The 25,350-nt window shown below is 73.1% G+C and carries 21 protein-coding genes; 13 read left to right on the forward strand and 8 right to left on the reverse strand.

Going from position 1 to position 25,350, the window contains the following annotated elements:
• Positions 1-9: 9 nt before the first annotated feature.
• Genes AC3A3L_RS09400 through AC3A3L_RS09420 form a run of 5 tightly spaced genes read right to left on the reverse strand, consistent with a single transcriptional unit; the run spans position 10 to position 3,220 of the window.
• Positions 10-705 carry a response regulator transcription factor gene (locus AC3A3L_RS09400; RefSeq protein WP_487639734.1) on the reverse strand — a complete coding sequence of 232 codons (696 nt, stop codon included), beginning with the start codon at positions 703-705 and terminating at the stop codon, positions 10-12.
• A gap of 51 nt (positions 706-756) precedes the next feature.
• On the reverse strand, positions 757-1,377 hold the full coding sequence (locus AC3A3L_RS09405; RefSeq protein WP_487639735.1) for a UdgX family uracil-DNA binding protein: 621 nt from the start codon (positions 1,375-1,377) through the stop codon (positions 757-759).
• Between the two features lie 51 nt (positions 1,378-1,428).
• Positions 1,429-2,292: a fructosamine kinase family protein gene (locus tag AC3A3L_RS09410; RefSeq protein ID WP_487639736.1), complete on the reverse strand. Its 864-nt coding sequence runs from the start codon at positions 2,290-2,292 to the stop codon at positions 1,429-1,431.
• The gene (locus AC3A3L_RS09415) at positions 2,292-2,831 is read right to left on the reverse strand and encodes a low molecular weight protein-tyrosine-phosphatase (RefSeq protein ID WP_487639737.1); all 540 of its coding nucleotides are present in this window, start codon (positions 2,829-2,831) and stop codon (positions 2,292-2,294) included. The genes AC3A3L_RS09410 and AC3A3L_RS09415 overlap by 1 nt, the downstream gene beginning before the upstream one ends.
• Entirely contained in the window at positions 2,831-3,220 is a 390-nt protein-coding gene (locus AC3A3L_RS09420; RefSeq protein WP_487639738.1) for a phage holin family protein, read from the reverse strand. Before AC3A3L_RS09420 ends, AC3A3L_RS09415 begins: the two co-directional genes overlap by 1 nt.
• A 183-nt stretch (positions 3,221-3,403) precedes the next feature.
• Between AC3A3L_RS09420 and AC3A3L_RS09425 the strand changes: the two genes are divergently transcribed.
• A complete protein-coding gene (locus tag AC3A3L_RS09425; protein WP_487639739.1) occupies positions 3,404-3,979 on the forward strand; it encodes a VanZ family protein in 576 nt (191 codons plus the stop codon).
• Between the two features lie 10 nt (positions 3,980-3,989).
• Positions 3,990-5,072 (forward strand): histidinol-phosphate transaminase, encoded by a 1,083-nt coding sequence (hisC, locus tag AC3A3L_RS09430; RefSeq protein WP_487639740.1) that lies wholly within the window; start codon positions 3,990-3,992, stop codon positions 5,070-5,072.
• 166 nt (positions 5,073-5,238) lie between these two features.
• On the opposite strand, the gene AC3A3L_RS09435 is transcribed toward hisC, so the two are convergent.
• The gene (locus AC3A3L_RS09435; RefSeq protein ID WP_487639741.1) at positions 5,239-6,024 is read right to left on the reverse strand and encodes a metallophosphoesterase; all 786 of its coding nucleotides are present in this window, start codon (positions 6,022-6,024) and stop codon (positions 5,239-5,241) included.
• 45 nt (positions 6,025-6,069) lie between these two features.
• Between AC3A3L_RS09435 and AC3A3L_RS09440 the strand changes: the two genes are divergently transcribed.
• The 9 genes from AC3A3L_RS09440 (at position 6,070) to AC3A3L_RS09480 (ending at position 20,061) form a co-directional block, all read left to right on the forward strand.
• A complete protein-coding gene (locus AC3A3L_RS09440) occupies positions 6,070-7,059 on the forward strand; it encodes a glutathione S-transferase family protein (RefSeq protein WP_487639742.1) in 990 nt (329 codons plus the stop codon).
• A gap of 422 nt (positions 7,060-7,481) precedes the next feature.
• Positions 7,482-11,105: a SpaA isopeptide-forming pilin-related protein gene (locus AC3A3L_RS09445; RefSeq protein WP_487639743.1), complete on the forward strand. Its 3,624-nt coding sequence runs from the start codon at positions 7,482-7,484 to the stop codon at positions 11,103-11,105.
• A 291-nt stretch (positions 11,106-11,396) separates the two neighbouring features.
• Positions 11,397-12,551, forward strand: coding sequence for a pyruvate dehydrogenase (acetyl-transferring) E1 component subunit alpha (pdhA, locus tag AC3A3L_RS09450; protein ID WP_378545188.1), 1,155 nt, complete (start codon positions 11,397-11,399; stop codon positions 12,549-12,551).
• 1 nt (position 12,552) lies between these two features.
• Complete coding sequence (locus tag AC3A3L_RS09455; RefSeq protein WP_487639744.1) at positions 12,553-13,539, forward strand: alpha-ketoacid dehydrogenase subunit beta; 987 nt, start codon at positions 12,553-12,555, stop codon at positions 13,537-13,539.
• 65 nt (positions 13,540-13,604) lie between these two features.
• On the forward strand, positions 13,605-15,149 hold the full coding sequence (locus AC3A3L_RS09460) for a dihydrolipoamide acetyltransferase family protein (RefSeq protein WP_487639745.1): 1,545 nt from the start codon (positions 13,605-13,607) through the stop codon (positions 15,147-15,149).
• 213 nt (positions 15,150-15,362) lie between these two features.
• The gene (locus tag AC3A3L_RS09465; RefSeq protein ID WP_487639746.1) at positions 15,363-16,823 is read left to right on the forward strand and encodes a GntP family permease; all 1,461 of its coding nucleotides are present in this window, start codon (positions 15,363-15,365) and stop codon (positions 16,821-16,823) included.
• Positions 16,820-18,142 (forward strand): four-carbon acid sugar kinase family protein, encoded by a 1,323-nt coding sequence (locus tag AC3A3L_RS09470; RefSeq protein WP_487639747.1) that lies wholly within the window; start codon positions 16,820-16,822, stop codon positions 18,140-18,142. Before AC3A3L_RS09465 ends, AC3A3L_RS09470 begins: the two co-directional genes overlap by 4 nt.
• Positions 18,143-18,208: 66 nt before the next feature.
• Positions 18,209-19,264, forward strand: coding sequence for a 4-hydroxythreonine-4-phosphate dehydrogenase PdxA (gene pdxA, locus AC3A3L_RS09475; RefSeq protein WP_487639748.1), 1,056 nt, complete (start codon positions 18,209-18,211; stop codon positions 19,262-19,264).
• A 17-nt stretch (positions 19,265-19,281) separates the two neighbouring features.
• Positions 19,282-20,061, forward strand: coding sequence for a DeoR/GlpR family DNA-binding transcription regulator (locus tag AC3A3L_RS09480; RefSeq protein WP_487639749.1), 780 nt, complete (start codon positions 19,282-19,284; stop codon positions 20,059-20,061).
• Positions 20,062-20,096: 35 nt separating this feature from the next.
• Here the strand turns inward: AC3A3L_RS09480 and AC3A3L_RS09485 are convergent, their stop codons facing one another.
• Positions 20,097-21,047: an NAD-dependent epimerase/dehydratase family protein gene (locus tag AC3A3L_RS09485; protein WP_487639750.1), complete on the reverse strand. Its 951-nt coding sequence runs from the start codon at positions 21,045-21,047 to the stop codon at positions 20,097-20,099.
• A 137-nt stretch (positions 21,048-21,184) separates the two neighbouring features.
• On the opposite strand from AC3A3L_RS09485, the gene AC3A3L_RS09490 reads away from it, so the two are divergent.
• Both AC3A3L_RS09490 and AC3A3L_RS09495 read left to right on the forward strand, forming a co-directional pair.
• The gene (locus AC3A3L_RS09490; protein WP_487639751.1) at positions 21,185-22,657 is read left to right on the forward strand and encodes a coiled-coil domain-containing protein; all 1,473 of its coding nucleotides are present in this window, start codon (positions 21,185-21,187) and stop codon (positions 22,655-22,657) included.
• Positions 22,650-23,678, forward strand: a complete 1,029-nt coding sequence (locus AC3A3L_RS09495; protein ID WP_487639752.1) for a DivIVA domain-containing protein — start codon at positions 22,650-22,652, stop codon at positions 23,676-23,678. The genes AC3A3L_RS09490 and AC3A3L_RS09495 overlap by 8 nt, the downstream gene beginning before the upstream one ends.
• Before the next feature lie 58 nt (positions 23,679-23,736).
• Here the strand turns inward: AC3A3L_RS09495 and AC3A3L_RS09500 are convergent, their stop codons facing one another.
• The gene (locus AC3A3L_RS09500) at positions 23,737-25,212 is read right to left on the reverse strand and encodes a carboxyl transferase domain-containing protein (RefSeq protein WP_487639753.1); all 1,476 of its coding nucleotides are present in this window, start codon (positions 25,210-25,212) and stop codon (positions 23,737-23,739) included.
• Between the last annotated feature and the right edge of the window lie 138 nt (positions 25,213-25,350).

Below are 25,350 nucleotides of genomic sequence, written 5' to 3' on the forward strand. Positions count from 1 at the left end.
ACGGGGCGCTCATGCTTCCTTCAGCACGTAGCCGACGCCACGCACGGTCTGGATCAACCGGGACTCGCCCTCGGCCTCGGTCTTGCGGCGCAGGTAGCCGACGTAGACCTCGAGCGAGTTGGCGCTGGTCGGGAAGTCGTAGCCCCAGACCTCCTCGAGGATGAACGAGCGGTCGAGCACCCGTCGCGGCCGGCGCAGGAACATCTCCAGCAGGGTGAACTCGGTGCGGGTCAGCTCGATCGGGCGGCCGCCGCGCGACACGTCACGGCTGCCGACGTCCATGGTGAGGTCGGAGAAGGACAGCACCTCGGACTCGCCGTCGCCGTCGGGGACGACGCGGCGCAGCAGCGCGCGCAGCCGGGCCAGCAGCTCCTCCAGCGCGAAGGGCTTGGTGAGGTAGTCGTCGGCCCCGGCGTCGAGCCCCTCCACCCGGTCGCCCACCGCGTCGCGCGCGGTCAGGACCAGGACGGGTACGTCGTTGCCCGCCGCCCGCAGCGCGCGCGTCGTCTCGATCCCGTCGAGCCGCGGCATCATCACGTCGACGACCACGACGTCGGGGTGCTGGGCCCCGACCGCCACGAGGCCCTCGGCGCCGTCGGCGGCCAGCACGACCTCGTAGCCGTTGAACTCCAGCGACCGGCGCAGCGAGTCGCGCACGGCACGGTCGTCGTCGACGACCAGCACGCGGGGCCTGGACTCACTCACAGGCCAAGGATGCCATCGGCTCCTGAGGCGATCCTGAACGTTCGCTGGTACTCAGGTGTACGGCGCCGCCAGCCGCAGGTCGGACACGAGGCCGGCGAAGGCCTCGTCGTAGCCGCCCCGCCCGCGGAGACGGAGGACGGCCGACGGGTGGGTGGTGACGACGACGGGCCGGTCCGGCTCCTCGAGCACGTGCCCGCGGAGCTCGCCGATCCTGGCCGTCCGGCCGAGCACGGCCCGGGCGGCCGTCGCGCCGAGCGCGACCACCACCCGCGGATCGACGGCCTCCAGCTCGGCGTCGAGCCACGGGTGGCACGCCGTCACGTGGCGCACGTCGGGCTTCTGGTGGATCCGGCGCTTGCCGCGTGGCTCGAAGCGGAAGTGCTTGACCGCATTGGTGAGGTAGGCCGTCGAGCGGTCGATGCCGGCCTCGGCGAGCGCCTCGTCGAGCACGCGGCCCGCCGGACCGACGAACGGCTCGCCCTGCCGGTCCTCCTGGTCGCCGGGCTGCTCGCCGACGAGGACGACCGCGGCAGCGGTCCCTCCGGAGCCGAACACCACCCGGGTCGCCGGCTGCCACAGCTCGCACCCGCGGCACTCGTGCGCCGCCGACTCGAGCTCGCCGAGGTCGCGCGACCCCGGGACCCACGGGGTCGCGTCGGCTGCGTCGGTCATCCCTCCACGGTGCCCGACCCGGACGTACGACGGACCAGCCCGACGGGTGGGTCAGGCGTAGCGGGCCGCGACCGTCCCGGCGCGGGCGCCGTAGCCGCCGCCGAACATGCACGCGTGGACGAGCAGCGGGAAGAGCTGGTGGATCCCGAGCCGGTCCTCCCAGCCCTCGGCGAGCGGCTGCGCCTCGTCGTAGGCCGCCATCACCCGCGGCAGGTGCGTGAGGCCGAAGAGGTGCAGCATCGCCAGGTCGAGCTCGCGGTGACCGCCGTGCGCGGCGGGGTCGATGACGTGGATGGCGAGGTCCTGGCCCCAGAGGCAGTTGCCGTTCCAGAGGTCGCCGTGGAGCCGCGCGGGCGTCTCGTCGGGGAGCAGTCCGGTCAGCCTGCCGACCACCGCCTCGACCGCGGTCGCATCGGTGTCGGAGATCGCGCCGCGGTCGCGGGCCAGCTTGAGGTAGGGCAGGACGCGACGCACGGCATAGAACTCCGGCCACGAGTCGGCGGTCTTGTTGGGCAGCGGAAGCCGCCCGATGAAGCCGTCGTGGTCGAGTCCCCACCCGTCGGCTCCGGCGGCATGGGTCGTGGCCAGCTGCTGGCCGAACGCGACGGCCGCCTCGACCGGGGTCTTCGGGCTCTGCTCGACCCACTCCAGCACGACGCAGTCGCTCGCGGCGGCGAGCACCTCGGGCACCGGGACGCCGCCCTCGACCTCGGCGAGCCAGCGCAGGCCGGTGGCCTCCGACTCGAAGAAGCCCTCCGGCGCATGGGGCAACGTCTTCATCAGCGCGGTCTGCCCGCTGGACAGCCGCAGCCGGGTGGCCGTGGCGATGTCGCCACCGGCCACCGGTGAGGTCGCGACCACGGCCGTGCCGAGGAGCTCCTCGGCGCGCCTGGCGACCAGCGGCTGGCGAGCCATCAGGCCCGGCCCCCGCCCGCCCGGTCGCTCGTGCGGTCTCCCGCGTGGCCCTCCAGCGCCGCCGCCAGGGCCGCCACGATCGCGTCGCTCGTGCGCTCGACCATCGTCAGCACCTCCTCGAAGCCGTCGTCCCCACCGTAGTACGGGTCGGGAACCGCCCCACCCGGATCCACCGGATCGAAGTCGCGGAACATCCCCACGCGATCGGTGCGACCGCCGACGTCGGCGAGGTTGGCCTCGTCCATGACGAGCACCAGGTCGTACGACGCGGGCCAGGTCGCGTCGTACTGCTGGGCGCGGTGCCGGCTCGCGTCGTAGCCGGCGGCGGTCAGCGCGGCCGCGGCGCGCGGGTCCATCGGGTTGCCGACGTGCCAGCCGCCGGTGCCGGACGACGCCACCTCGACGCGGTCGGCGAGGTCGGCGTCGGCGAGCCGGCCCTCCAGGACGACGTGGGCCATCGGCGAGCGGCAGATGTTGCCCAGGCAGACGAGTGCGATCCGGTAGCGACCCGGGGTGTGCTGCGCGGGGACGTCCCGCATCAGTCGTCGTAGGGGATGGCGACGCGGACGCCCCAGCCCACGATCGTCACGATGATCGAGCCCAGCAGCGCGTTCCAGAAGCCGTCGACGTGGAAGCCGAGCCCGAACGCGTCCGCCAGCCGTGCGGTGAGCAGCAGCATCAGCGCGTTGATCACCAGCAGCAGGAAGCCCAGCGTGAGGATGATGAAGGGAAGGGAGATCAGCTTGATCACCGGCTCGATGAAGGTGGAGACCAGGCCCAGGATGAGCGCGACGACCAGCAGCGGCACGATCTTGTCCTGCAGCTCGGCCTGCCCGTTCTTCGCCCCCTCGAACCAGATCCCGTCCAGGAGCCAGGCCGCGACGGCCAGGCCGGCGGCATAGGTCAGCAGCCACATCAGGAACCTCATGTCGCGACACTAGCGGGGAGCGAGGAACGAGCTCGCCGCGTGTGTCGCGAGGTCGAGTGCCCCCGCGACCGAGCCTGCGAGGTCGTGGCGGCGTGTACCGAGGCCCGGTCTCCGGCGGCGCTGTCTCGTGACGGGACTTCGTCCCTCCTCGACCAGCGGGGCGAGGCGGTTACGGTGTGCCGCGTGGTGACGATCGGCGGCACGGGCGTGATGGTGCTCGGCGCCCTCGTGGCGGCCGCCGTCGCGGCGCTGCTCGCGACGGTGCTGCGGCCTCGGCTCGGCACTGCGTCCGCAGTGTCGGTCGCGGGCCTGCTCTGGTCGCTCGCCGCGATCGCGCTCGTGACGCTCGTGCCCACGCGGGCGGACGTCGGGATCGTGCCGGCGGAGGGTCGCAGCGAGGCGTGCTCCTGGGACTACGGCGGCCCCTCGGGTGCGGCGTTCGAGGTGCTCGGCTTCGACCAGCGGACCCTCAACGTGCTCCTCTTCGTGCCGGCCGGCATGTTCCTCGTGCTCGCGGTCGGACGCTGGTGGTCGGGTGTCGTGCTCGCGCCCCTCGGCCTCCTCGGCCTGGCGGCGTACAGCCTCGCGATCGAGCTCACGCAGCTGCAGCTCGCCCGTCTCGACCGGGCGTGCGACGTCACCGACATGGTCGACAACATCCTGGGTGCCGGGATCGGCTTCGCGATCGGGGTCGTCCTGCTCCCGGTCGTGCGGCCGTGGCGGGGCAGGCGGAGGCCGGAGCAGCTCGTCGCTCACTAGGGTGCGGGTCATGTCCTCCACCCCTGCGTCCCCGCAGCCCCGGCCCAACGTGCTCGCCATCCCTGCGTACGTCGCCGGCAAGCCGCCCGTCGCCCGACCCGGGCTGACGTCGTACAAGCTCTCCTCCAACGAGAACCCCTACCCGCCGCTGCCGGGCGTGCTCGACGCCGCGCGCGAGGCCGCCGCCGAGATGAACCGCTACCCCGACATGGGCAGCGCCGCGCTCTACGCCGCGCTCGCCGACGCGATGGGCGTGCCGGCCGAGGACCTCGCCGCCGCGACGGGGTCGGTCGCGCTGATCTACCAGCTCGTCAACGCCTTCTGCGAGCCGGACGACGAGGTCGTCTACGCGTGGCGCTCCTTCGAGGCCTACCCGATCGCGGTCACCGCGGGCGGCGCGCGCAGCGTGCAGGTCCCGGTCACGGCGGACGGCCGCCACGACCTCGACGCGATGGCCGCGGCGATCACCGACCGCACCAAGGTGGTCATCGTCTGCACGCCCAACAACCCGACCGGCCCCGCCGTCACGCAGTCCGAGCTCGACGCCTTCATCGCGAAGGTCCCCTCGCACGTCGTGGTCGTGGTCGACGAGGCCTACCTCGAGTTCGTGCGGATGGACGACGCCATCGACGGGATCGCCACCTACCGGCGCCACGACAACGTGGTGCTCACGCGCACCTTCTCCAAGGCCTACGGCCTCGCCGGCTTCCGCGTGGGGTACGCCGTCGCTCCTGCACCCCTCGCGGCCGCCCTCCGCGCGGTCTCGCTGCCGTTCGGCGTCAGCCACGTCGCGCAGGCCGCGGCGATCGCGTCCCTCGAGGCGCAGGCCGAGCTGTTCGTGCGGGTCGAGGACCTCGTCGCCCGCCGCGCCGACCTGGTCGCGCGGCTGCGCGAGGTCGGCTGGGACCTTCCCGACGCGCAGGGCAACTTCGTCTGGTTCCCGCTGGGCGAGCGCGCCCTCGACTTCGCCGCCGCCTGCGGGGAGGTGGGGATCTCGGTCCGCCCCTTCGCCGGCGACGGCGTACGCGTCAGCATCGGCGAGGCCGAGGCCTTCGACCGCGTCGTCGAGGTGGCCGCCCGCTTCGCCCCCTGACGTACTCCCGTCGAGCGGTGAGTGAGGCAGGTTTCCGCACCCGGGAACATGTCTCACTCACCGCTCCTCGGACCATCAATGCCCCAGCGGTGAGTAGGACACGTTCTCGAGCCCCAGAACGTGTCTCACTCACCGCCCGGGGGGACGGGTGCGAACGGCGGCCCGCCTACCCGGACAGCCGGGCGACCAGGCACGGTCCGCCCTCGTAGATCCCGCCGTCGATGTCGAGCGCGAGGCCGTCGGCGTAGAGCCGCGGCTCGGAGTAGGAGTCGACGGGCACGTCGAAGAGGTCGGCGATGATGCTGTGGCCGTGGACGACGCGCTGCCCGCCGAGCGCGTCGAGGAGGGTCCGCGCGGCCGCGGGGCCGGACGGCCCGGCGTAGTCGTGGCGCCGGCCGAGGGCGAGGAGCAGGTCGAACCAGGCCACCGGGTCGTCCCCGGTGAGGACCTCGCGCACGGCCCGGTTGACGTCGTCGACGGTGCCGCCCCACTCGAGGTAGGCGAGCGTGTCGGAGTGCATGAGGAGGTGGTCGCCGTCGAGGCCGACCGCCGGCAGCGCGGCCAGCCAGGCGAAGAGCTCGGCGTCGATGCCGTCCTGGTCGGAGGCGAGTCCGCCGTTGCGGGCCCAGACCGACTCGAACGTCCGCACCACCCCGCGGTGGACCACCTCGGTGTCGCCGAACAGCCGCATGCCCAGGGCGATGACCTCGTGGTTGCCGAGCAGCGGGTCAACCGAACCGCCGGCCGCCGCGGCCTCGTCGACGAGCCGGCGTACGAGCGCGATCACGCCGAGCCCGTCCGGTCCCCGGTCGAGCAGGTCGCCGAGGACCCACAGTCTCGAGGTGCCGCCGCTCCAGTGGGACTCCTCGTCGAGGAGGCCGGCCCCCTGCAGCGCGGCGGTCAGCTCGGTCAGGTGGCCGTGGGAGTCGCTGGTGGCGAAGGTGGCACTCACGGTCACGAAGGTATGCCGTACCGCGTCCGCGGGTATGGTTGAAGTGTGAACGACACGGCGACGTACACGACCAAGGGCAAGCCCTTCGAGCGCGACATGTCCTACCTCCCGGACCGCGTCCTCGCGGGGGTGCGGTCCGCGGACCCGCTCGACGACCGGTTCCCGAGCGGGTCGAAGGACAGTCCGCGCGACGTGCCGGTCTGGAAGGCCGAGCCCGGCCGCTACCGCCTGGTGGCGGCCCGTGCCTGCCCGTGGGCGCACCGCTCGATCATCGTCCGGACGCTGCTCGGCCTCGAGGACGTCATCTCCTGGGGCGCGCCCGGTCCCACCCACGACGCGCGCAGCTGGACCTTCGACCTCGACGAGGGCGGCCGTGACCCGGTGCTCGGCATCGAGCGCCTGCAGGAGGCGTACTTCGCCCGCCAGCCCGACTACCCGCGCGGCATCACGGTGCCGGCGATCGTCGAGGTGGAGTCGGGCAAGGTCGTGACCAACGACTTCCCGCAGATCACCCACGACCTCTCCTTCGAGTGGCGCGAGCACCAGCGCCCCGACGCCCCCGACCTGTGGCCGGCCGACCTCCGCGAGGAGATGGAGTCGGTGATGAAGCGCGTCTTCACCGAGGTCAACAACGGCGTCTACCGCTGCGGCTTCGCCGGGTCGCAGGAGGCCTACGAGGACGCCTACGACCGGCTGTTCACGACGCTCGACTGGCTGGAGGAGCGGCTCGCCGACCGCCGCTACCTGATGGGCGACGCGATCACCGAGGCCGACGTCAGGCTGTTCACCACGCTCGTGCGCTTCGACGCGGTCTACCACGGGCACTTCAAGTGCAACCGCAACAAGCTCACCGAGATGCCGAACCTCTGGGGCTACGCCCGCGACCTCTTCCAGACCCCGGGCTTCGCCGACGAGGTGGACTTCGAGCAGATCAAGAAGCACTACTACGTCGTCCACACCGACATCAACCCGACGCAGATCGTCCCCGTCGGGCCCGACGAGTCGGGCTGGCGGACGCCGCACGGTCGCGGCTGACACCGACGACGTACGACGCCGAGCCGGCGCCGACGGGTCCCCGCGGGTCCTGTCGGCGCCGGTTCGTCGTCTCCCGACCTCTCCCGACGTGGGTACGTGGTCTGGTCCGGGAAGCCCCCTATCCGGGCCGCTTTACCAACGTTGGGTCAAGCCCCTCCGCAGGAAGTCTGGTGCCTCCTCGCGGTGGATTCCCGTCGTGGTCCCCTGACGCCAGTCTTCTGCCCTGAACACAGACGCCGTGCCACTTGGGGGTGCGCGGCGACCACGGTCGGCAGCGCTGGGGGGCGTCGGTCACCAAGGACTTCAGTGGGGACTACTCGCGCCAGGGGGCGGCAATGCAACGCGCTCGAATGATGACGACACGGTGGGGACGGCGGGCCGGAGGGGCCCGTGCCGGTGAACGACACAGAGACTCCGGACGGTTGAGGGCGTCGATCGCGCTCCTCCTGCTCGTCCCGACCGTCGCGGTCCAGGCCGCGACCACCTCGTCCGCGGGGGCGGGCGTGACCGCCGGCTTCGAGATCGACGGCAACACGTCCGTCGAGGGCGGCGGGATCGACTGGACGAGCCCGGGGATCCCGGCGCCGACGCCCGACCCGGTGAAGACCGCCGACGACAGCAACTTCACCGGCGGCTCCAAGGAGTTCCAGAACCCGAGCGACTGGTCGGAGGGCACCGGGACCAGCACCGACCAGGGCGACATCTCCGACGTCTACTCCCACTTCATCACCGGGTCCTCGACCTGGGCGTTCCTCGGCTTCAGGCGCATCGCCCAGAGCGGGACGATGACGTTCATGGTGGAGCTCAACCAGAAGGCCAACCTCCCCAAGGAGGCCGGCGACTCGGTGCAGTTCCGCCCGGACCGGAGCGTCGACGACCTCCTCCTGCGCTTCGAGCAGGACGGCAACGGGAACTTCGCCCTCACCCACGCCTACAAGTGGACCCGGTCGGCGAGCGGAACCTTCGCCACCGGGTGCTTCCAGGTCCCCGGCTACGCGACGCCGTCGGCGTACTGCCCCACCCCGACCGCCGGCGCCGGATTCGACGGCGCGACCGGCGAGGGCAAGCTCTTCGCCGAGGGCGCGGTCAACCTCAGCTCCTTCGACGACGTCGGCGACTGCCGCGGCGCCTACGGCGTCATGAACGTCCGCTCGTTCGCCGGCGACTCCGAGAAGTCGTCGCTGCTGGACTTCGTGGGCGGCATCGGCATCTCCGTGCCGCCGACCTGCGGCAAGCTCGTCATCGAGAAGCGCGACCAGTTCCAGCGGCTCGTCCCCGGCGCCACCTTCCGGGTTACCGAGAACCCGGTCCCGGGAGCGACGGGAGCCGCGGCCGACCGGCTCGTCGTCAAGGACGGCGCCACCCCCGGGATCGACACCGTCGCCGACGGAGTCGTGACCATCGACCCCGCCAAGCCCGGCACGTACACGGTCGAGGAGACCGCCACGCCCGCCGGCTACGCGCCGGACACGACCGTCCACACGGGGGTCGTCGTCGGGAGCTCCGGGACGAGCGTCGCCACGGTGGAGTTCACCAACAGGTTGTTCTTCAAGCCGCTGGCCGTCGCCAACCAGGCGTCCGGGTCCTACGGCGTCGCCTACGACTGGCGCGTCCACAAGACCGTGGTCGGGGACGCGTCGAAGACGATCGACGAGGGCGCGACCACGACGTTCGGCTACCAGGTCGAGCTCGAGGCCCTGCCCGAGGGAACGCCCACGGGCAAGGAGGTGCACGGGAAGGTGACGGTCACGAACCCCAACCCCTCCGCCACCCACCCGAGCATGCGCGCCACGGTCGGCATCGCCGGCGACCTCGCGTGCCACTTCCTGCCGAGCAACGCCGACGTCGACGTCGATCCGGGCACCACGGGGGTCCAGGTCGACGTCGCCGCCGGCGCCACGTCGTACGACTACGCGTGCGACCCGGGCGCGGGGGCGCTCACCGGTGGCCAGACGACCGCGACGGTGAGCTGGGACCAGTCGACGTACCCGCAGCAGGACGCGCACCCCGGCAGCGTGCAGGCCGGGGCGACGTACGCCATCACGGTGCAGCCGAAGATCGACGAGCACGCCACCGTGACCGACTCGTTCGACGGCGGCACCCCGGTCCGGATCGGTCTGCCGGAGTACGCGTGGACCGACGTCTGGAACGCACCCGGCCACCGCGTCGTGGTGGCGACGTACGCCGGCCCCGCTGTGGGCGGCACGCCCGGCGCGTGCCGCGACTACGACAACGTGGCGCGGGTCGACGAGAGCGACACCGACGACTTCGACACCTCCGGCCAGACGGTGGAGGTGTGCGTCGACCTCGACGACCTGGTCGTGACCAAGACGGCGAAGCCGGCGTTCGCACGGGACTACGACTGGACGATCGAGAAGTCGGTCAAGGGCTCGTCGACGCAGACGGTGCCCGACGGAACGCCGGCGTCGTTCGAGTACGACGTGGTCGTCACCCCGTCCGCCGCCAAGGACACGGTGTTCGTGGTGACGGGCACGATCTCGGTGACCAACCCGAACCAGACGACGATCTCCGGGGTGCAGCTGGCCGACTCGTTGCCGGGTGGCACGTGCACGATCGACAAGCCGGGTGGTCCGGTGTCGGTCCCGAAGGGGACGTCGACGTTCGACTACTCGTGCGTCCTGGCGAACGCGACCGCGACCACGACGGGCACGAACACCGCCACGGCGACGTGGGACAAGAGCGCCTACTTCGGCACCAGCGGCACCGCCTCGGGCACGGCCGGGTTCGACTTCGCCGACGCGAGGCCGACGGTGACGGACGCGACCGCGACGGTGACCGACAGCCAGGTCGTCCTGCCGGGAGGCGCCGCCGACGGCGTGGTCGTCAAGGCTTCCGACGGCCCGCGGACCTTCACCTACACGAAGGCCTTCGACGGCGTCCCCGGTGGGTGCACGACGTACGACAACACCGCGAAGGTCGTGGCGACGGACTCCCAGGACTCCGACTCCGACACCGAGACGGTGAAGGTGTGCGTGGAGAAGCCGCTCCAGCTGGTGCCCACGGGCAGGGCCGACCTCGCCGTCGACCACGGTTGGTCGATCAGCAAGGTCGCCGACGCCACCCAGCGCACCGCCGACGCCAACGGCAACGCGACCTTCACCTACACGGTGACGGCCCGGGCCGGCGCGAGGACGGAGTCCGGTTGGCGGCTGCAGGGCGAGGTGGCGATCACCAACCCCAACCAGTACGCCGCGGGTGACGTGGTCGCCGACGTCACGGCGTCCACCGACCTCGGGGGCGGGGCGGTGTGCACCGTCACCGGCGGCACGGACGTCGCGGTCGCGGAGGACAGCACGACCACCCTGCCGGTGGCCTGCACGTTCAGCTCCAGGCCGGCCGCGTCGGGCACGCTCAGGGTGACCGCGACGTGGGACCCGGCGGGTGCGGCGACCTCGACGTCGGTGACCGCGACGACACAGCCGATCACCTTCGGCGTCCGGTCGGAGACCAACAAGACGGTCCAGGTCGTCGACGACAAGACGGTGGCCGGCCAGCGGGTCGTCCTCGACCCGGCGCTGACCTGGGCAGCCGGACTCGTCAGGAGCTACACCTACTCGCTCACGCTGGCGGGCGGGGCTCCCGGTGCCTGCCGCGGCTGGACCAACACGGCGACGGTCGACCAGCCGGTCGGGACGGACCCGACGGCCAGTGCTGCCGTCCTGGTCTGCACCCCGGCGACCCCGCCGCCGCCCCTCGTCCCGCCGGTCGCGCCGCCCGAGGTGCTGCCCACGCAGGCCTTCGGCAAGGCGGTCGGCTCGGTGCGGGCCAGCTGCCAGGGCACGGTGCGCGCCCGGCTCGCCAACCGGACCGGCGAGAAGGTCGTCTACACGCTCCGCGTGGGCCCGGAGGTCCACCGGATCCCGGTGAAGTCCCAGACCGGCCGGAAGTTCGTCACCCACGGACGTCCCCGGGCGAAGGTCACGTTGAGGGTCGGATCCACCCGGCTCGACAAGCTCCGCATCCCGGCGTTGTGCGCGGCCCCCGAGGTCCTGCCCGACACCGGACTGCGGGCCACGAGCCGGTGATGGCCGCCTTCATCACGGGGTAGCAGCTGCTGCCCGCGCCTCCAGCCCCCATGGAGGCGGGCCGGCGTCGACAGGTCACCCACGAGCCTGTCGGCGCCGGCCCATCTACGCGCTCCCCGGACGGCGTACGACCGGGACCAGGAGAGCCTGCCCAGATTGGTGCTGGCAGGCTCCGGCCAGTACGTTGAGCCCATCCTGTGGTCGGGGTCACACACGCCGACGACCACGTGTGCAAGCGTCGGCGTCCGGCGATCCCGTGACTGCCGCTGCCTGATTGTGAGGAGTAGTGCGTTGTCCGATCCTGTGAGTTTCGGCCCCGACCTGGCGGACGTCTTCGGACCGTCCCAGTCCGACGGTGGACCCGACCTCGTCCAGCTGCTCACGCCCGAGGGCGAGCGCGTCCACCACCCCGAGTTCGACCACGACTTCTCGGCAGAGGAGCTCCGCGGGCTCTACCGCGACATGGTCCTCACCCGGCGCATCGACGTCGAGGCCACCGCGCTCCAGCGCCACGGCGAGCTCGGCATCTGGGCCCAGCTGCTCGGCCAGGAGGCCGCGCAGATCGGCGCCGGCCGCGCCCTGCGTCCACAGGACTACGTCTTCCCGACCTACCGCGAGCACGGCGTCGCCTACTGCAAGGGCGTCGACCCCCTGCGGCTGCTCGGCCTGTTCCGCGGCGTCGACCAGGGCGGCTGGGACCCCAACGAGAACAACTTCGGCCTCTACACGATCGTGATCGGCGCGCAGACCCTCCACGCCACCGGCTACGCCATGGGCATGCAGCGCGACGGCGTCGTCGGCACGGGTGACCCGGAGCGCGACGCGGCCGTGATCGCCCACTTCGGCGACGGTGCGTCCTCGCAGGGCGACGTCAACGAGGCGTTCATCTTCGCCGCCTCCTACAACGCCCCCGTCGTGTTCTTCTGCCAGAACAACCAGTGGGCCATCTCGGAGCCGATCGAGCGCCAGACCCGCATCCCGCTCTACCAGCGCGCGCTGGGCTTCGGCTTCCCGGGCATCCGCGTCGACGGCAACGACGTGCTGGCGACGTACGCCGTCACGAAGGCCGCGCTGCAGCGTGCGCGCGAGGGCAACGGCCCGTCGTTCGTCGAGGCCTACACCTACCGGATGGGCGCGCACACCACGACCGACGACCCGACCCGCTACCGCCTCAACGACGAGCTCGAGCACTGGAAGCTCAAGGACCCGATCGAGCGGCTCAAGGTCTACCTGCGCCGCAACGGCCTGGTCGACCAGCAGTTCTTCGACGACCTCGACGCCGAGGCCAAGGAGCTGGGCCACCACCTCCGCGAGGGCTGCAAGGCACTGCCCGACCCCAAGCCGCTCGACCAGTTCGGCTACGTCTTCAGCGAGATGACCGACGAGATCGCCGCCCAGCGCGACGGCTTCGCCGCCTACCTCGAGTCGTTCGAAGGAGCCCACTGAGATGAGCGCCAACCAGAAGATCACCCTGGCCAAGGGCCTCAACATGGGCCTGCGCAAGGCCATGGAGGACGACGACAAGGTCCTGCTCATGGGCGAGGACGTCGGCAAGCTCGGCGGCGTCTTCCGCATCACCGACGGCCTGCAGAAGGACTTCGGCGAGGACCGCGTCATCGACAGCCCGCTCGCGGAGTCCGGCATCGTCGGCACCGCGGTCGGCATGGCGCTGCGCGGCTACCGCCCGGTCGTGGAGATCCAGTTCGACGGCTTCGTCTACCCCGCCTACGACCAGATCGTGTGCCAGGTCGCGAAGTACACCTACCGCTCGCAGGGCAAGGTGAAGATGCCGATCGTCATCCGCATCCCCTTCGGCGGTGGCATCGGCGCGGTCGAGCACCACTCCGAGAGCCCCGAGGCGCAGTTCGCGCACACGCCGGGCCTCAAGGTCGTGGCCTGCTCCAACCCGGTCGACGGCTACTGGATGATCCAGCAGGCGATCGCCCACGACGACCCGGTCATCTTCCTCGAGCCCAAGCGGCAGTACCACGCCGACAAGGCCGAGCTCGACGAGACGGCGACGCCCGAGCCGCTCTTCACCTCGCGCGTCGTCCGCCCCGGCTCCGACGCGACGGTGCTCGCGTACGGCCCGACGGTGAAGACGGCGCTCAAGTGCGCCGAGGCCGCCGAGTCCGAGGGCCGCAGCCTCGAGGTCATCGACCTCCGCACTCTCTCGCCGCTCGACATGGCGCCGGTCTACGAGTCCGTACGCCGCACCGGCCGCTGCGTCGTGACCCACGAGGCACACGTCAACCTCGGCATGGGCGCCGAGCTCGCCGCCCGGGTCACCGAGGAGTGCTTCTACTCCCTCGAGGCCCCGGTCCTGCGCGTCGGCGCGTTCGACACCCCCTACCCGCCGTCGCGGATCGAGGAGGAGTACCTCCCCGACCTCGACCGGGTCCTCGACGCCGTCGACCGCGCGTTCGCCTACTGAGCCCCGCCGGTGGTCGAGGAGGTCGCCCCGCGACCGTCACGAGACCCGGCTCCGAAAGGTTTCTGATGTCTGAGTTCCTCCTCCCCGACGTCGGGGAAGGCCTCACCGAGGCCGAGATCGTCGCCTGGAAGGTCAAGGTCGGCGACACCGTCGAGATCAACGACGTGATCGTCGAGATCGAGACTGCCAAGTCGCTGGTCGAGCTGCCCTCGCCGTTCGAGGGCACCGTGCAGGCGCTGCTTGTCGCCGAGGGCGAGACCGTCCCCGTCGGGACGCCGATCATCGCGATCGGCGCCCCCGGCGAGGCGCCCGCCCCGGCCGCCGTGGCGCCGACCGAGCAGACCGAGTCCGACCCCTACCTGGGCATGGCCGAGAAGGCGGGTGCTGCCGAGGCGCAGGTCGACCCGGCCGACATCGACCTGTCCAACCCGGCAGCGTCCGGCTCGATGGAGGGTGCGTCCCTCGTCGGCCGGATCAAGGCCGACCGGGGTCCGATGCGTCGCGCCCGTCGCGGCTCGGCCTCGCCGAGCACCGTCGCCGGCGGCCAGACGCAGATGCAGGTGCAGGGCGCGTTCTCGCCCGGCGGCGCCCAGTCCGACGAGGTCATGCCGGCCGACGAGTCACCGGTGCCCGCGACCGACCAGCGGGCGGCGCAAGCCGCCCCCGCCGAGGCCCTCGTCCCGGCCGCGGCGCAGGAGCCGGGCGTCGTACGCGCCCTGGCGAAGCCGCCGGTGCGCAAGCTCGCCAAGGACCTCGGCGTCGACCTCTCGACGCTGACCGGCTCCGGCCCGTCGGGCTCGATCACCCGTGACGACGTGCAGGGCGCCGCCAACGGCTCGGCTGCCGCCCGTACGCCGCTGGTCGAGGAGGGCGCCCAGCGCCCGTCACGACACCAGGCGTCCGGCGAGCGCGAGACCCGCGAGCCGATCAAGGGCGTGCGCAAGATGATGGCGACGGCGATGAGCCAGTCGGCCTTCACCAGCCCGCACGTCACCGAGTGGATCACCGTCGACGTCACCGCCGCGATGCAGCTCGTCGCGCGATTGAAGAAGCGCCCGGAGTTCCGTGACACCCGGGTCAGCCCGCTGCTCGTCCTCGCCCGCGCCGTCATCCTCGCGATGAAGCGCACCCCGGAGATCAACTCCTACTGGGACGAGCAGGCCCAGGAGGTCGTCTACAAGCACTACGTCAACCTCGGCATCGCGGCCGCCACCCCGCGCGGCCTGGTGGTGCCCAACGTCAAAGACGCCGACTCGCTCTCGATGACCGAGCTCGCGCAGGCCCTCGGCGAGCTGACCGCCACCGCCCGCGACGGCAAGACGCAGCCGGCGGAGATGGCCGGCGGCACCTTCACGATCACCAACGTCGGCGTCTTCGGGGTCGACGCCGGTACGCCGATCATCAACCCGGGCGAGTCCGCGATCCTCTGCTTCGGCGCGATCAACAAGCGTCCGTGGGTCGACGAGGAGACCGGCGAGATCGTGGTCCGCGACGTCACCACGCTGGCGCTGTCCTTCGACCACCGCCACATCGACGGCGAGAAGGGCTCGCGCTTCCTCGCCGACGTCGCCGGGATGCTGCAGGACCCGGGCACGGCGCTGCTCTTCTGATCGAGCGGGCGCATCCTGACGCCTGCCAGACATCGAGTCGGCGCATCCTGACGCAGGATGCGCCGACTCGACTGCATTTCGAGGTCAGGATGCGCCGACTCGAGCCGTTCTTCCGGGGGCAGTTGCGCAAAGTGCGCAACAAAGCACGGCCGAGTGGTTGATCTGCGCAGGTAGCTCTGGCAAGGTGACGGCGGTCACCTTCAGGAGGAACACATGGACCTGCAGCTGCTGCTCGCCCTGGTCGTGGGCATCGCCACCATCGTGGTGCTGGTGCTGCGCACCCGCCTCGACGCCTTCGCGGCGTTGCTGATCGCCGCCCTCGTCACCGGCTCCATCGCGGGATCCGCGCCGGCCGACACAATCGCCTCGATCACCGCCGGCTTCGGCACCACGCTCGGCAACATCGGCATCGTCATCGGCCTCGGCGTCGCCGTGGGCAAGATCCTCGAGGTCTCGGGAGCCGCGGACACGCTGGCCCGGGCGTTCCTCAAGGCGTTCGGCAAGGGCCGCGAGCCCTGGGCCATGGGCTCCACGGGCGCGCTGGTGTCGATCCCGGTGTTCTGCGACTCGGGCTACGTCATCATGAACCCCCTCGCCCGCTCGATCGCGCGGGTCAAGCAAGGTGGCTACGTCACCCTCGCCCTGGCCCTCGGCTGCGGCATGACGCTGACCCACCACCTCGTCCCGCCGACGCCCGGTCCGCTCGGGGTCGCCGGCATCCTGGGCGCCAACCTCGGTGGCCTCATCCTGGTCGGCCTGCTCTTCTCCGTGCTCCTCCTGCCCGTCGTGGTCCTGTACGCCAGCTGGATGGGCCCGCAGCTGGAGTCCGAGGTCGACGAGGAGGTCCGCCGGGCGGTCTACGCGACCGCTGCGGTGGGCGGCGGCTCCGGCGCGACCGGGGGCACGGCCGTGGCCGACGGCGGTGATGCGACGTCGTACGACGCGGGTGACGGGGACGGCGAGCTGCCTGAGCGCAAGCAGCTCGGTGCCGTCGTCGCCTCGCTGCCGCTGCTCGTGCCGCTCCTGCTGATCGTGCTCAACACCGGCGCGACCGCCCTCGACCGCAACAACCAGGGCGTGCTCGGTCCGGAGGACGACTACACCCCCTCGTCGTGGGCCTCCGCCCTGGCCTTCGTCGGCCACCCGGTCGTCGCGCTGCTGATCGGGCTGCTGCTCGCGGTCTACGTCCTGCTGCCGCGGTGGACCCCGCGCCACAAGGTGAGCGGCTGGCTGGCCGACGCCGCAGCATCCGCGGGCCTGATCCTGCTCATCACCGGCGCCGGCGGCGCGCTGGGCCAGGTGCTCCGTGACTCCGGGGTGGGCGACGCCCTCGCCGAGGCCATCGCCGGCACCGGCCTGCCGGGCGTGCTCGTCCCATTCCTCGTCGCCAGCCTGGTGCGCATCGCCCAGGGATCGGGCACCGTCGCGATGATCACTGCCGCCTCGGTCTCCGCGCCGCTCGTCGTCGGTCTCGACCTGTCGCCCCTGGCCGCCGCGCTGGCCTGCTGTGCCGGGTCGATGGTGTTCAGCTACTTCAACGACTCCTACTTCTGGGTCGTCACCCGCTTCACCGGGCTCGACGGCATCGCGGCGATCAAGGGCTGGTCCGGCATCACCACGGCCGCCTGGCTCGGGTCGATCCCGCTCGTGCTCCTCGCCGGCTGGGTGCTGTGACCGCTGACGAACGCCCGCGCCGGGTGCTGGTCGTCGCCGACGACCTCACCGGTGCGAACGCGACCGCGGCCGGCCTCGCCCGGGCCGGCCTGCGGTCGGTGACCGTGGCGGACGCCGAGCACCCCGAGCTGGTCGCCGAGTTCGCCGGTCGCTTCGACGCCGTGGTCGTGTCGGCCGACAACCGGCACGCCGAGCCGGCCGCGGCCGCCGAGGACGTACGACGTGCGCTGCGCGCCGGCTGGCCCGCGGCCGTGGTGGCCAACCGGATCGACTCCACGATGCGCGGCAACGTCGGAGCGACCACCGAGGCGATGCTCGCGGAGCTGTCCGAGCTCACCGGTGGGCCGGTGGTCGCCCTGTGCGTCCCGGCGCACCCCGAGGCGCACCGCCAGACCGTGGGCGGGGTGCAGCTGCTGGGCGGCCGCCGCCTGGAGGAGACCGAGCTGGCCGAGGACCCGCGCTCGCCCGTGACCCGGTCCGAGGTCGCCGAGCTGCTCGGCCGGCAGACCGACCTCCCGATCCGTGCCATCGCGCTGGAGACGGTGACCGGGCCGCTCGATGAGCTGGTCCACGCCGTCACCGAGGCCGCGGCCGCCGGTACGGGGATCGTGGTCGCCGACGCCCTCACCCTCGACCACGTCGAGCGGGTGGCGAGCGCCGCGGCGGCGGTGGAGGGCGTCACCTGGCTCTGCGTCGACCCGGGCCCCGGCACGGTCGCGATGGCCCGCGCGCTCGGGCTCGGCGGTGGCGCCGACGCAGCGCCGTACCTCGCGGTCAGTGGCAGTGCCACCGCGCTCACGCGGCGCCAGCTCGGCCAGCTCTGCTCGACCCGGCAGGTCCGGGTCGTGCGGCTCGCGCTGGACGCCGACGGACGACCGGACGTCGACGCCACCACTGCGGCGCTCCACGAGGCCCTCGGCACGGCTGCCCCGGGCGAGCTCGTGCTGGTCGCGTCCTCGCTCGAGGAGGGCGACCTGCTCGACACCGTGGCGCGTACGTCGGTCCCGTCCGTGCTGGCCCGGGCGACCCGGCGCGCACTGGAGTCGGAGCGCGTCGACGGCCTCTACCTCACCGGCGGCGACATCGCCGCCGCCTGCCTCGCCGAGCTCGCCGCCGACGGGCTCGACGTCGCCGACGAGGTGGTGCCGCTGGCCGTCGCCGGCAGCCTCGTCGGCGGTCCCTGGTCCGGCCTGCCGGTCGTCACCAAGGGCGGCCTCGTCGGCGACGACGACACCGCCGTCGCGTGCGTTGCGTTCCTCGAGCAGTCCGCCCGAGCCCGTCGCCGGCACGTCCCACCCGCACGCACCCGCGTCCACTGACCACTCACGACCACTGCCAACCAACCCTGTTCCAGCGCCCTGATCCACCACCCTGGGAGGAACCCCATGACCACCCCCACCCGCAGCACCCCCGTCCTCGCCCTCACCGTCGGCGACCCGGTCGGCATCGGCCCGGAGATCACCGTCCGCACGCTCGCCGAGCAGGCCGGCGAGACCGGCCACCACGGCGTGGCCGTCGGTGACGCGGTCGCGGTGCGCCGGGCAGTCGCCGCGACCGGGCTCGACGTCGAGGTGCGGGAGGTCGCCGACTTCGACACCGAGCCCGCGGGCGAGGGAGTCATCGACGTGCTCGACATCGGCGTGCTCGACGGCGAGGAGCTGCCGTGGGGCGAGGTGGACGAGCGGGCCGGGCGCGCCGCCGTGGCGGCGATCGAGGTCGCGACGAAGGCCGCGATGGACGGGCGCGTCGACGGCGTCGTCACCGGCCCGATCAACAAGGAGGCGATCTGGGCCAGCGGCAGCCAGCACCTCGGCCACACCGAGATGCTCGGGGAGCTCACGGGCGTCACCCAGCAGGACACGATGTTCGTGGTCCGCTCGCGCCACCAGCCCGACCACCACCTGCGGATCTTCTTCGCCACCCGCCACGTCTCGCTCCGCGAGGCCCTGGACCAGCTGACGCAGGACAAGCAGGTCGACTCCATCCGCCGCGCCCTGCAGGCCCTCGAGGTGTACGGCGTCGACGACCCGAGCCTCGCCGTCGCGGCGGTCAACCCGCACGGTGGCGAGAACGGCGCGTTCGGCCGCGAGGAGCTCGACGAGATCATCCCCGCGTGCGAGGCGCTCCGCGCCGAGGGGCTGGCCGTCCACGGACCGATCCCCGCGGACTCGGTGTTCCACCAGGGGCTGGAGGGCAGGTTCGAGGGCGTCCTGTCGCAGTACCACGACCAGGGCCACATCGCCGCGAAGACCTACGACTTCGACGGCACCATCTCCGTCACGGTCGGCCTGCCGATCCTCCGGACCTCGGTCGACCACGGCACCGCCTTCGACATCGCCGGCACCGGGAAGGCCGACCACGGCACCATGCGGTCCGCCTACCTCGCTGCCGTCGACTACGCGCCCTTCGTGCCCCGGATGCGTGCGGCGTACGGCCGCTGAGCCGTACGGTTCGTCGCATGAGCGAGCCCCCGACCACCCGCTCCGCCACCCGAGCCCGGCACGCTGCGCTGCTGCAGCTGGTCCGGGAGGGCGTCACCTCGGTCGAGGACCTCTCCAGCCGGACCGGGGTGTCGGCCTCGACGGTGCGCCGCGACCTCGCCCGGCTGCGGGAGGAGGGAGCGGTCGCCCGGACGTACGGGGGTGCCCTTCCCGCCGCGCCCTTCCACGAGCGCTCGATCGGCGACAGCGCCCGGGTCCACGTGGAGGCCAAGCAGCGGATCGCGAGGGCCGCCCTGCCGATGGTCCCGTCGGGTGGGCGGATCTTCCTCGACGCGGGCACCACCTGCGGGGCGCTCGCGCGGCTGGTCGCCGCTGACGCGACGATGGGTCCGCTGACGGTCGTGACCCGCGGGCTGGAGACGGCTGCGGTCCTCGCGGACGCGGAGCACGTCGACCTGGAGCTCCTGGGCGGTCGGCTTCGGCGGCTCAGCCACGGCCTGGTCGGTCCGCTCGCCACGCTGGCGCTCGACCGGATGTCGTTCGACGTGGCGTTCCTCGGCGCCGACGCGGTCGACGTACGACGCGGGGTCGGTGAACCGACCGTCGAGGAGACCTCCCTCAAGGAGCAGGTCGCCGGGATCGCCCGGCGCACGGTCGTCCTTGCCGACGCCACCAAGCTCGGCGCCGCCGCCCCCGCCTGGACCCGGATGCCCGGCCCGTGGACGCTCGTGACCGACGAGCCGACGCCGGACGTCGAGGCCGCCTGTCATGACGTGGGTGTCGCCCTCCTCTCCTGACCGGTCGGGGCCTCGTAGCGCGAGGAAGTGCCCGCTCAGCGGGCGTGCCAGGCCGCCAGCACCTCGGCCTCCCGCTCGGGGGTGAGGGCGATGACGGGGGAGTCGAGGCAGCCCGGGGCGGTCTCCGCCAGCGGCCGGAGCCGCAGCCCGGCGGCGACGGCCGGGCCGGGGTCGTGGGCCAGCATGCCGTCGTACTCCGGGCGCGGGAGCCACAGCGGCAGCGAGTCCTCACCGGCCCACGGCGCGACCCCCTGACCCTCGAGGAAGGCGCTGTCGACCCACGTGAGCCGCGGGTCGGTCTCGCCCACGCCGGCCGCCACCTGCGCCAGCAGGTCGCCGAGCGGCACGGGCTCGCCCACGGCGTCGTACGTCCCCGTCGTCCGCGACTCGGCCAGCACGAGCAGCCACGCGGCAAGGTCTCGCACGTCGATCACCTGCACGACGTCCTCGGGCCGACCCGGTGCCAGCACCTCGCCGCCTCGCGCCAGGCGCTGCGGCCAGTGGGCGAAGCGCCCGGTCGGGTCGCCGGGACCGACGATGAGGCCCGGGCGCGCGACCACCGACGAGGCTGCCTCCGCCTGGACCGCCTGCTCGCACGCCACCTTCATCCCGCCGTAGGCCTCCGGGTTCACCGCGAGGTCCACGTCCTCCGTGATGGGCTCGAGCAGCGGCTCCATCGCCGACGACGAGTTGTCGGCGTACACGCTCACCGTGGAGACGAACACCCAGTGGGCGTACGACGTCGCGGCGGCCGCGCTGCGGGCCTGGGACGGCAGCCGCGTCACGTCGACCACCGCGTCCCACCCGCCATCGGTCATCGCGTCCGGCGGCGCGTCGGAGCGGTTCCAGGGAAGGTGGGTGGCGCCCTCCGGCACGGGCCCGGACGCGCCACGGCACGCGCAGGTGACGTCCCAGCCGCGCGCGACCGCCTGGGTCGCGACCTCGCGGGACAGGAACCGGGTGCCGCCGAGCACGAGGAGCTTCATGGCTGCACTCCACCGCCTCGTGGCAGCGGGCGGCAAGGGCGGTTCGCTGTGGGCGCAAACCGGCCTCTCCCTTTGGCACCGACGCCGCCGTGCTGCGACACTGGACCCTCCGTACGGGTGAGAAGAGGAGTGTGCGGATGGCTCAGGACGCCGCCACGGCTGCTTCCGGCGAGCCGCCCACCACTGCGGCCCTGCTGGCACGCGCGCAGCAGGTGGCCGACCAGCTGGTCCGGGAGGCGCGCGAGGAGGCCGAGCGACTGACGGGCGACCTCGCCACCCAGCGCGAGCAGGCCCGCCTGCTGAAGGTCGAGGCCGAGCGCGACCGCGCCGAGGCCGGCCGCGCCCGCAAGCAGGCCGAGGAGGTGCTCGCCGGCGCCTCCCAGGAGGCCGCCACCATCGTCGTGGACGCCAACGAGCAGTCCGCGCTCCTCATGCGCTCGGCCGAGGGCGCCCGTGACCAGCAGGTCGAGGCCGCCCGCACCGAGAGCGACAAGCTGCGTGCCCAGGCCAGGGACGACGCGGCCGCCATGCGCGCCGAGTCGCAGGAGCTCCGCGACACCGCGGCCAGCGAGAAGGCCGAGCTCCTGGAGGCCGCGCGGACCGAGGCCGAGGTCATGGTCGCCGGCGCCCAGGAAGCCGCGGCCCGCCTGGTCGAGGAGGCCCGCACGACCGGCCAGCAGCACCTCGACTCGGCCATCGCCGAGGCCGAGTCGCTGCGGGCCAGCGCCTCCACCGAGTCCGCCCGGATGCGCGACGAGGCGGCGCTCCACGTCGAGGAGCTGCGCCGTACGACCGGCGCGGAGGTCGATCGGATGCGCCTGGCTGCCGAGGAGACGCTGGCGGCGGCGCGGACCGAGAGCGAGGACAAGCTGCGCCACGCGGCCGAGCAGACCGCGTGGGCGACGCAGACCGTGGAGTCGGTGCTCGCGGGCGCGGCCACCGAGGCCGACTCGATCCGGAAGGCCGCCCACGCCGATGCGGGTGACCACGCGCGGCTCGCCCGCCAGCGCGCCCACGGCATCATCGCCGCGGTCAACGGCCGGATGGCGCTCGAGCTCGCCGAGGCCAAGCAGCGGGCCGACGAGATCACCCAGGACGCGACCACCACGGCGGCCGAGCGGAAGGCCGAGGCGCGGGCCGCCCTCGAGCAGGCCGAGGCCGAGGCCGCCCGGATCGTCGCGGACGCGACCGACGAGTCCGAGCGGGCGGTCGAGCGGCTCGAGCGCCGCCGGGCCGAGGCGGAGAGCGGCGCCGCCAGCCTGCGCGCGCTCGTCGCCGAGGAGGTCACCCGCAGCCGCGCCGACGCCGCCGAGGACCGCCGCCGGGCGCGCGAGGAGGCCGTCGCGCTCGTCGCCGAGGGCCGCGCCGAGGCGGACCAGCTCCGCGACAGTGCCCGCCGCGCGCTGGAGCGGGCACGGGCCGAGATCGCGCAGCTGCAGGAGCAGCGCGACACCATCGCGACCGAGCTCGGCCAGCTGTCCGGCGTCATCGCGGCGCTCTCCGTGCCCGAGCGCGAGCAGCCCGGTGCCGACCCCACCGGCACCGCCACCCCTGACGACGACCCGCCACCCCACTCACCCCCGCCCAGCCAGGAGAACCCCGATGCCTGAAGAGATGTTCACGACCGTTCGCCGCGGCTACGACCCCGCCGAGGTCGAGCGCGCCGTGGGCCAGGCGCAGGCTGAGGTCGCCGACCTCCGCAGCCGGCTCGAGGCCGCCGAGGCGGCTGCCGAGACCGCGCGCGGCGAGGCGTCGGCATCCCGCGAGGCGCTCGTGGCTCGTGAGTCGCAGCAGCCCGAGGCGCCGTCGTACGAGCACCTCGGTGAGCGCGTCGGGCAGATCCTCTCGCTCGCCGAGGCCGAGGCCGCCGAGATCCGCGACCGGGTGCTCGGGGAGGTGGAGACCATGCGCAAGGAGGCGGAGCAGGAGGTCGGCGCGCTGCGCGCCGATGCCGACCGCTACGCCGAGGACACGCGACGCGATGCCGACGCCGAGGGCGCCCGCGTCCTCGCCGACGCCCGCAAGGCCGCCGACAGCGAGCGCGACGCCGCCGAGCGCGATTCGTCCGCGCGCCGTGCCGAGGCCGAGGCCCTCCACGAGGAGCAGCGCGCCAAGGCCGCCCAGGCCGCGGCCGACTTCGAGACGACGCTGGCCGAGCGCCGCCAGAAGGCGACGGCCGAGTTCCAGGCGCAGCAGGCCGCGATCCAGGCCGAGCTCGACGCGATGGCCGCGCGCAACAAGGACACCGAGGCCACCTTGGAGCGCAACCGGGTCGAGGCCGAGGAGCGCATCGCCCGGATGCTGGCCGACGCCGAGGAGCGGTCGACCACGATGGTCTCGGAGGCGCGCAGCTCCGCCGACCGCGTGCGGGCCGAGTCCGAGCGCGAGCTCGCCGCCGCGGCCCAGCGCCGCGACAGCATCAACGCGCAGCTGTCCAACGTCCGGCAGATGCTGGCCACCCTCACCGGCACGGTGCCGGGCGTCGTCGGCCTGTCGGAGGCTCCCGACACCTCGGCCACCGCCCCCCACGGCGACCCCGTCGCCGACGCTGCGCGCGAGGAGTCGGACGCCCCGGCCGAGGCCGACGCGGGCGACGAGGCCGACACGCCGGAGGACTCCGAGGAGCGGTGAGCCACGCAGGTTCTGCAGCCCCAGAACCTGCCTCACTCACCGCTCGAGCAGCGAACCGTCAGGCGTAGCGCCGCGCCCGGTCCTCCGCCGACCCCGGCCCGGAGGCCAGGAGCGCGCCGAGCTCGTGCTCGAGCACGGCGCCGACGCGGCGGCAGAAGTCCTCGGGCTCGTCGGCGGCGTCGGGGTGCTCGGTGACGATCCGGTCGACCACGCCCCGGCGGTGGAGGTCGATCGCCCGTACCTCTTGGGTCCGCGCCATCTCGGCGGCGTGGTCGAGGTCGCGGTGGACGATCGCGGAGGCGCCCTCCGGGGGCAGCGGTGACAGCCACGCGTGCTGCGCCGCCACGACCCGGTCCGCGGGCAGCAGCGCGAGCGCGCCGCCGCCGTTGCCCTCGCCCAGCATCAGGCACAGGGTGGGCGCGTCGAGCGTGACGAGGTCGGCCAGCGAGCGGGCGATCTCACCGGCCAGGCCGCCGTTCTCGGCGTCGGCGGAGAGGGCCGCTCCCTGGGTGTCGATGACCGTCACCAGCGGCAGCCCGAGCTCGGAGGCGAGCCGCATGCCGCGCCTGGCCTCCCGCAGCGCCTCGGGCCCCATCGGGTGGTCGGTGGTCTGGCCGCGGCGGTCCTGGCCGAGGAAGACGCACGGCGCGTCGCCGAAGCGCGCGAGGGCGATGAGCAGCCCCGGGTCACGCTCGCCCTGCCCGGTCCCGTTGAGGGGTACGACGTCGCTGGCGGCGTAGCGCAGCAGCCGTCGTACGCCCGGCCGGTCCGGGCGCCGCGACCGGGTCACGCAGTCCCACGTGTCGACGTCCGGCACGTCCTCCTGGCCGGGGTCGGCGACCGGGGCAACGCCCTCACGGGCGGCCATGAGGATGCTGAGCGCGCGGTCGAGGATCTCCTTGATCTCCTCGGGCGGCAGGACGGCGTCGATGATGCCGCGGGCGTAGAGGTTCTCCGAGGTCTGCACGCCCTCGGGAAAGGGGCGGTCGTACAGCGCCTCGTAGACCCGTGGGCCGAGGAACCCGACGAGCGCGCCCGGCTCGGCGACCGTGACGTGGCCGAGGGATCCCCACGACGCCATCACCCCGCCGGTGGTGGGGTGGCGCAGGTAGACGAGGTACGGCAGACCCGCCGTGCGGTGCGCGGCCACGGCGGCGGAGATCCGGACCATCTGGACGAAGGCCGGCGTCCCCTCCTGCATCCGGGTGCCGCCGCTGACGGGCGCGGCCACGAGCGGCAGTCCCTCGCGGGTCGCGCGCTCGATGCCGGCCACGATGCGGTCGGCGGCGGCCCGCCCGATCGACCCCGCCAGGAAGCCGAACTCGCCCACCAGCACGGCGATCCGCCGCCCGTTCATCCGCGCCTCGCCGGTCAGCACGGACTCGTCGACGCCCGACTTCCCGGCCGCCGCGGCCAGCTCGGCGGCGTACGCCTCGCCGACGCCGTCGCGCGTCGGCGCGGTGTCCCACGAGGACCACGAGCCCTCGTCGAGGACCAGGTCGATGAGGTCGCGCGCGCTCAGTCGTTCGCCCATTGCGAGAGGTTAGGCCATGCCTTGGCAGCTGCGAGGTGTTTGCCCGTTCACCCGAGGGGAGGGGCGGCGTACACCAGCGTGGGTATCTGCCGTCAAGGGGTTCCCGACGCGAACGGGCGTGGATCTACGTTGCAGCAC

The organism is Nocardioides sp. Soil_C_8 (genome assembly GCF_057656315.1).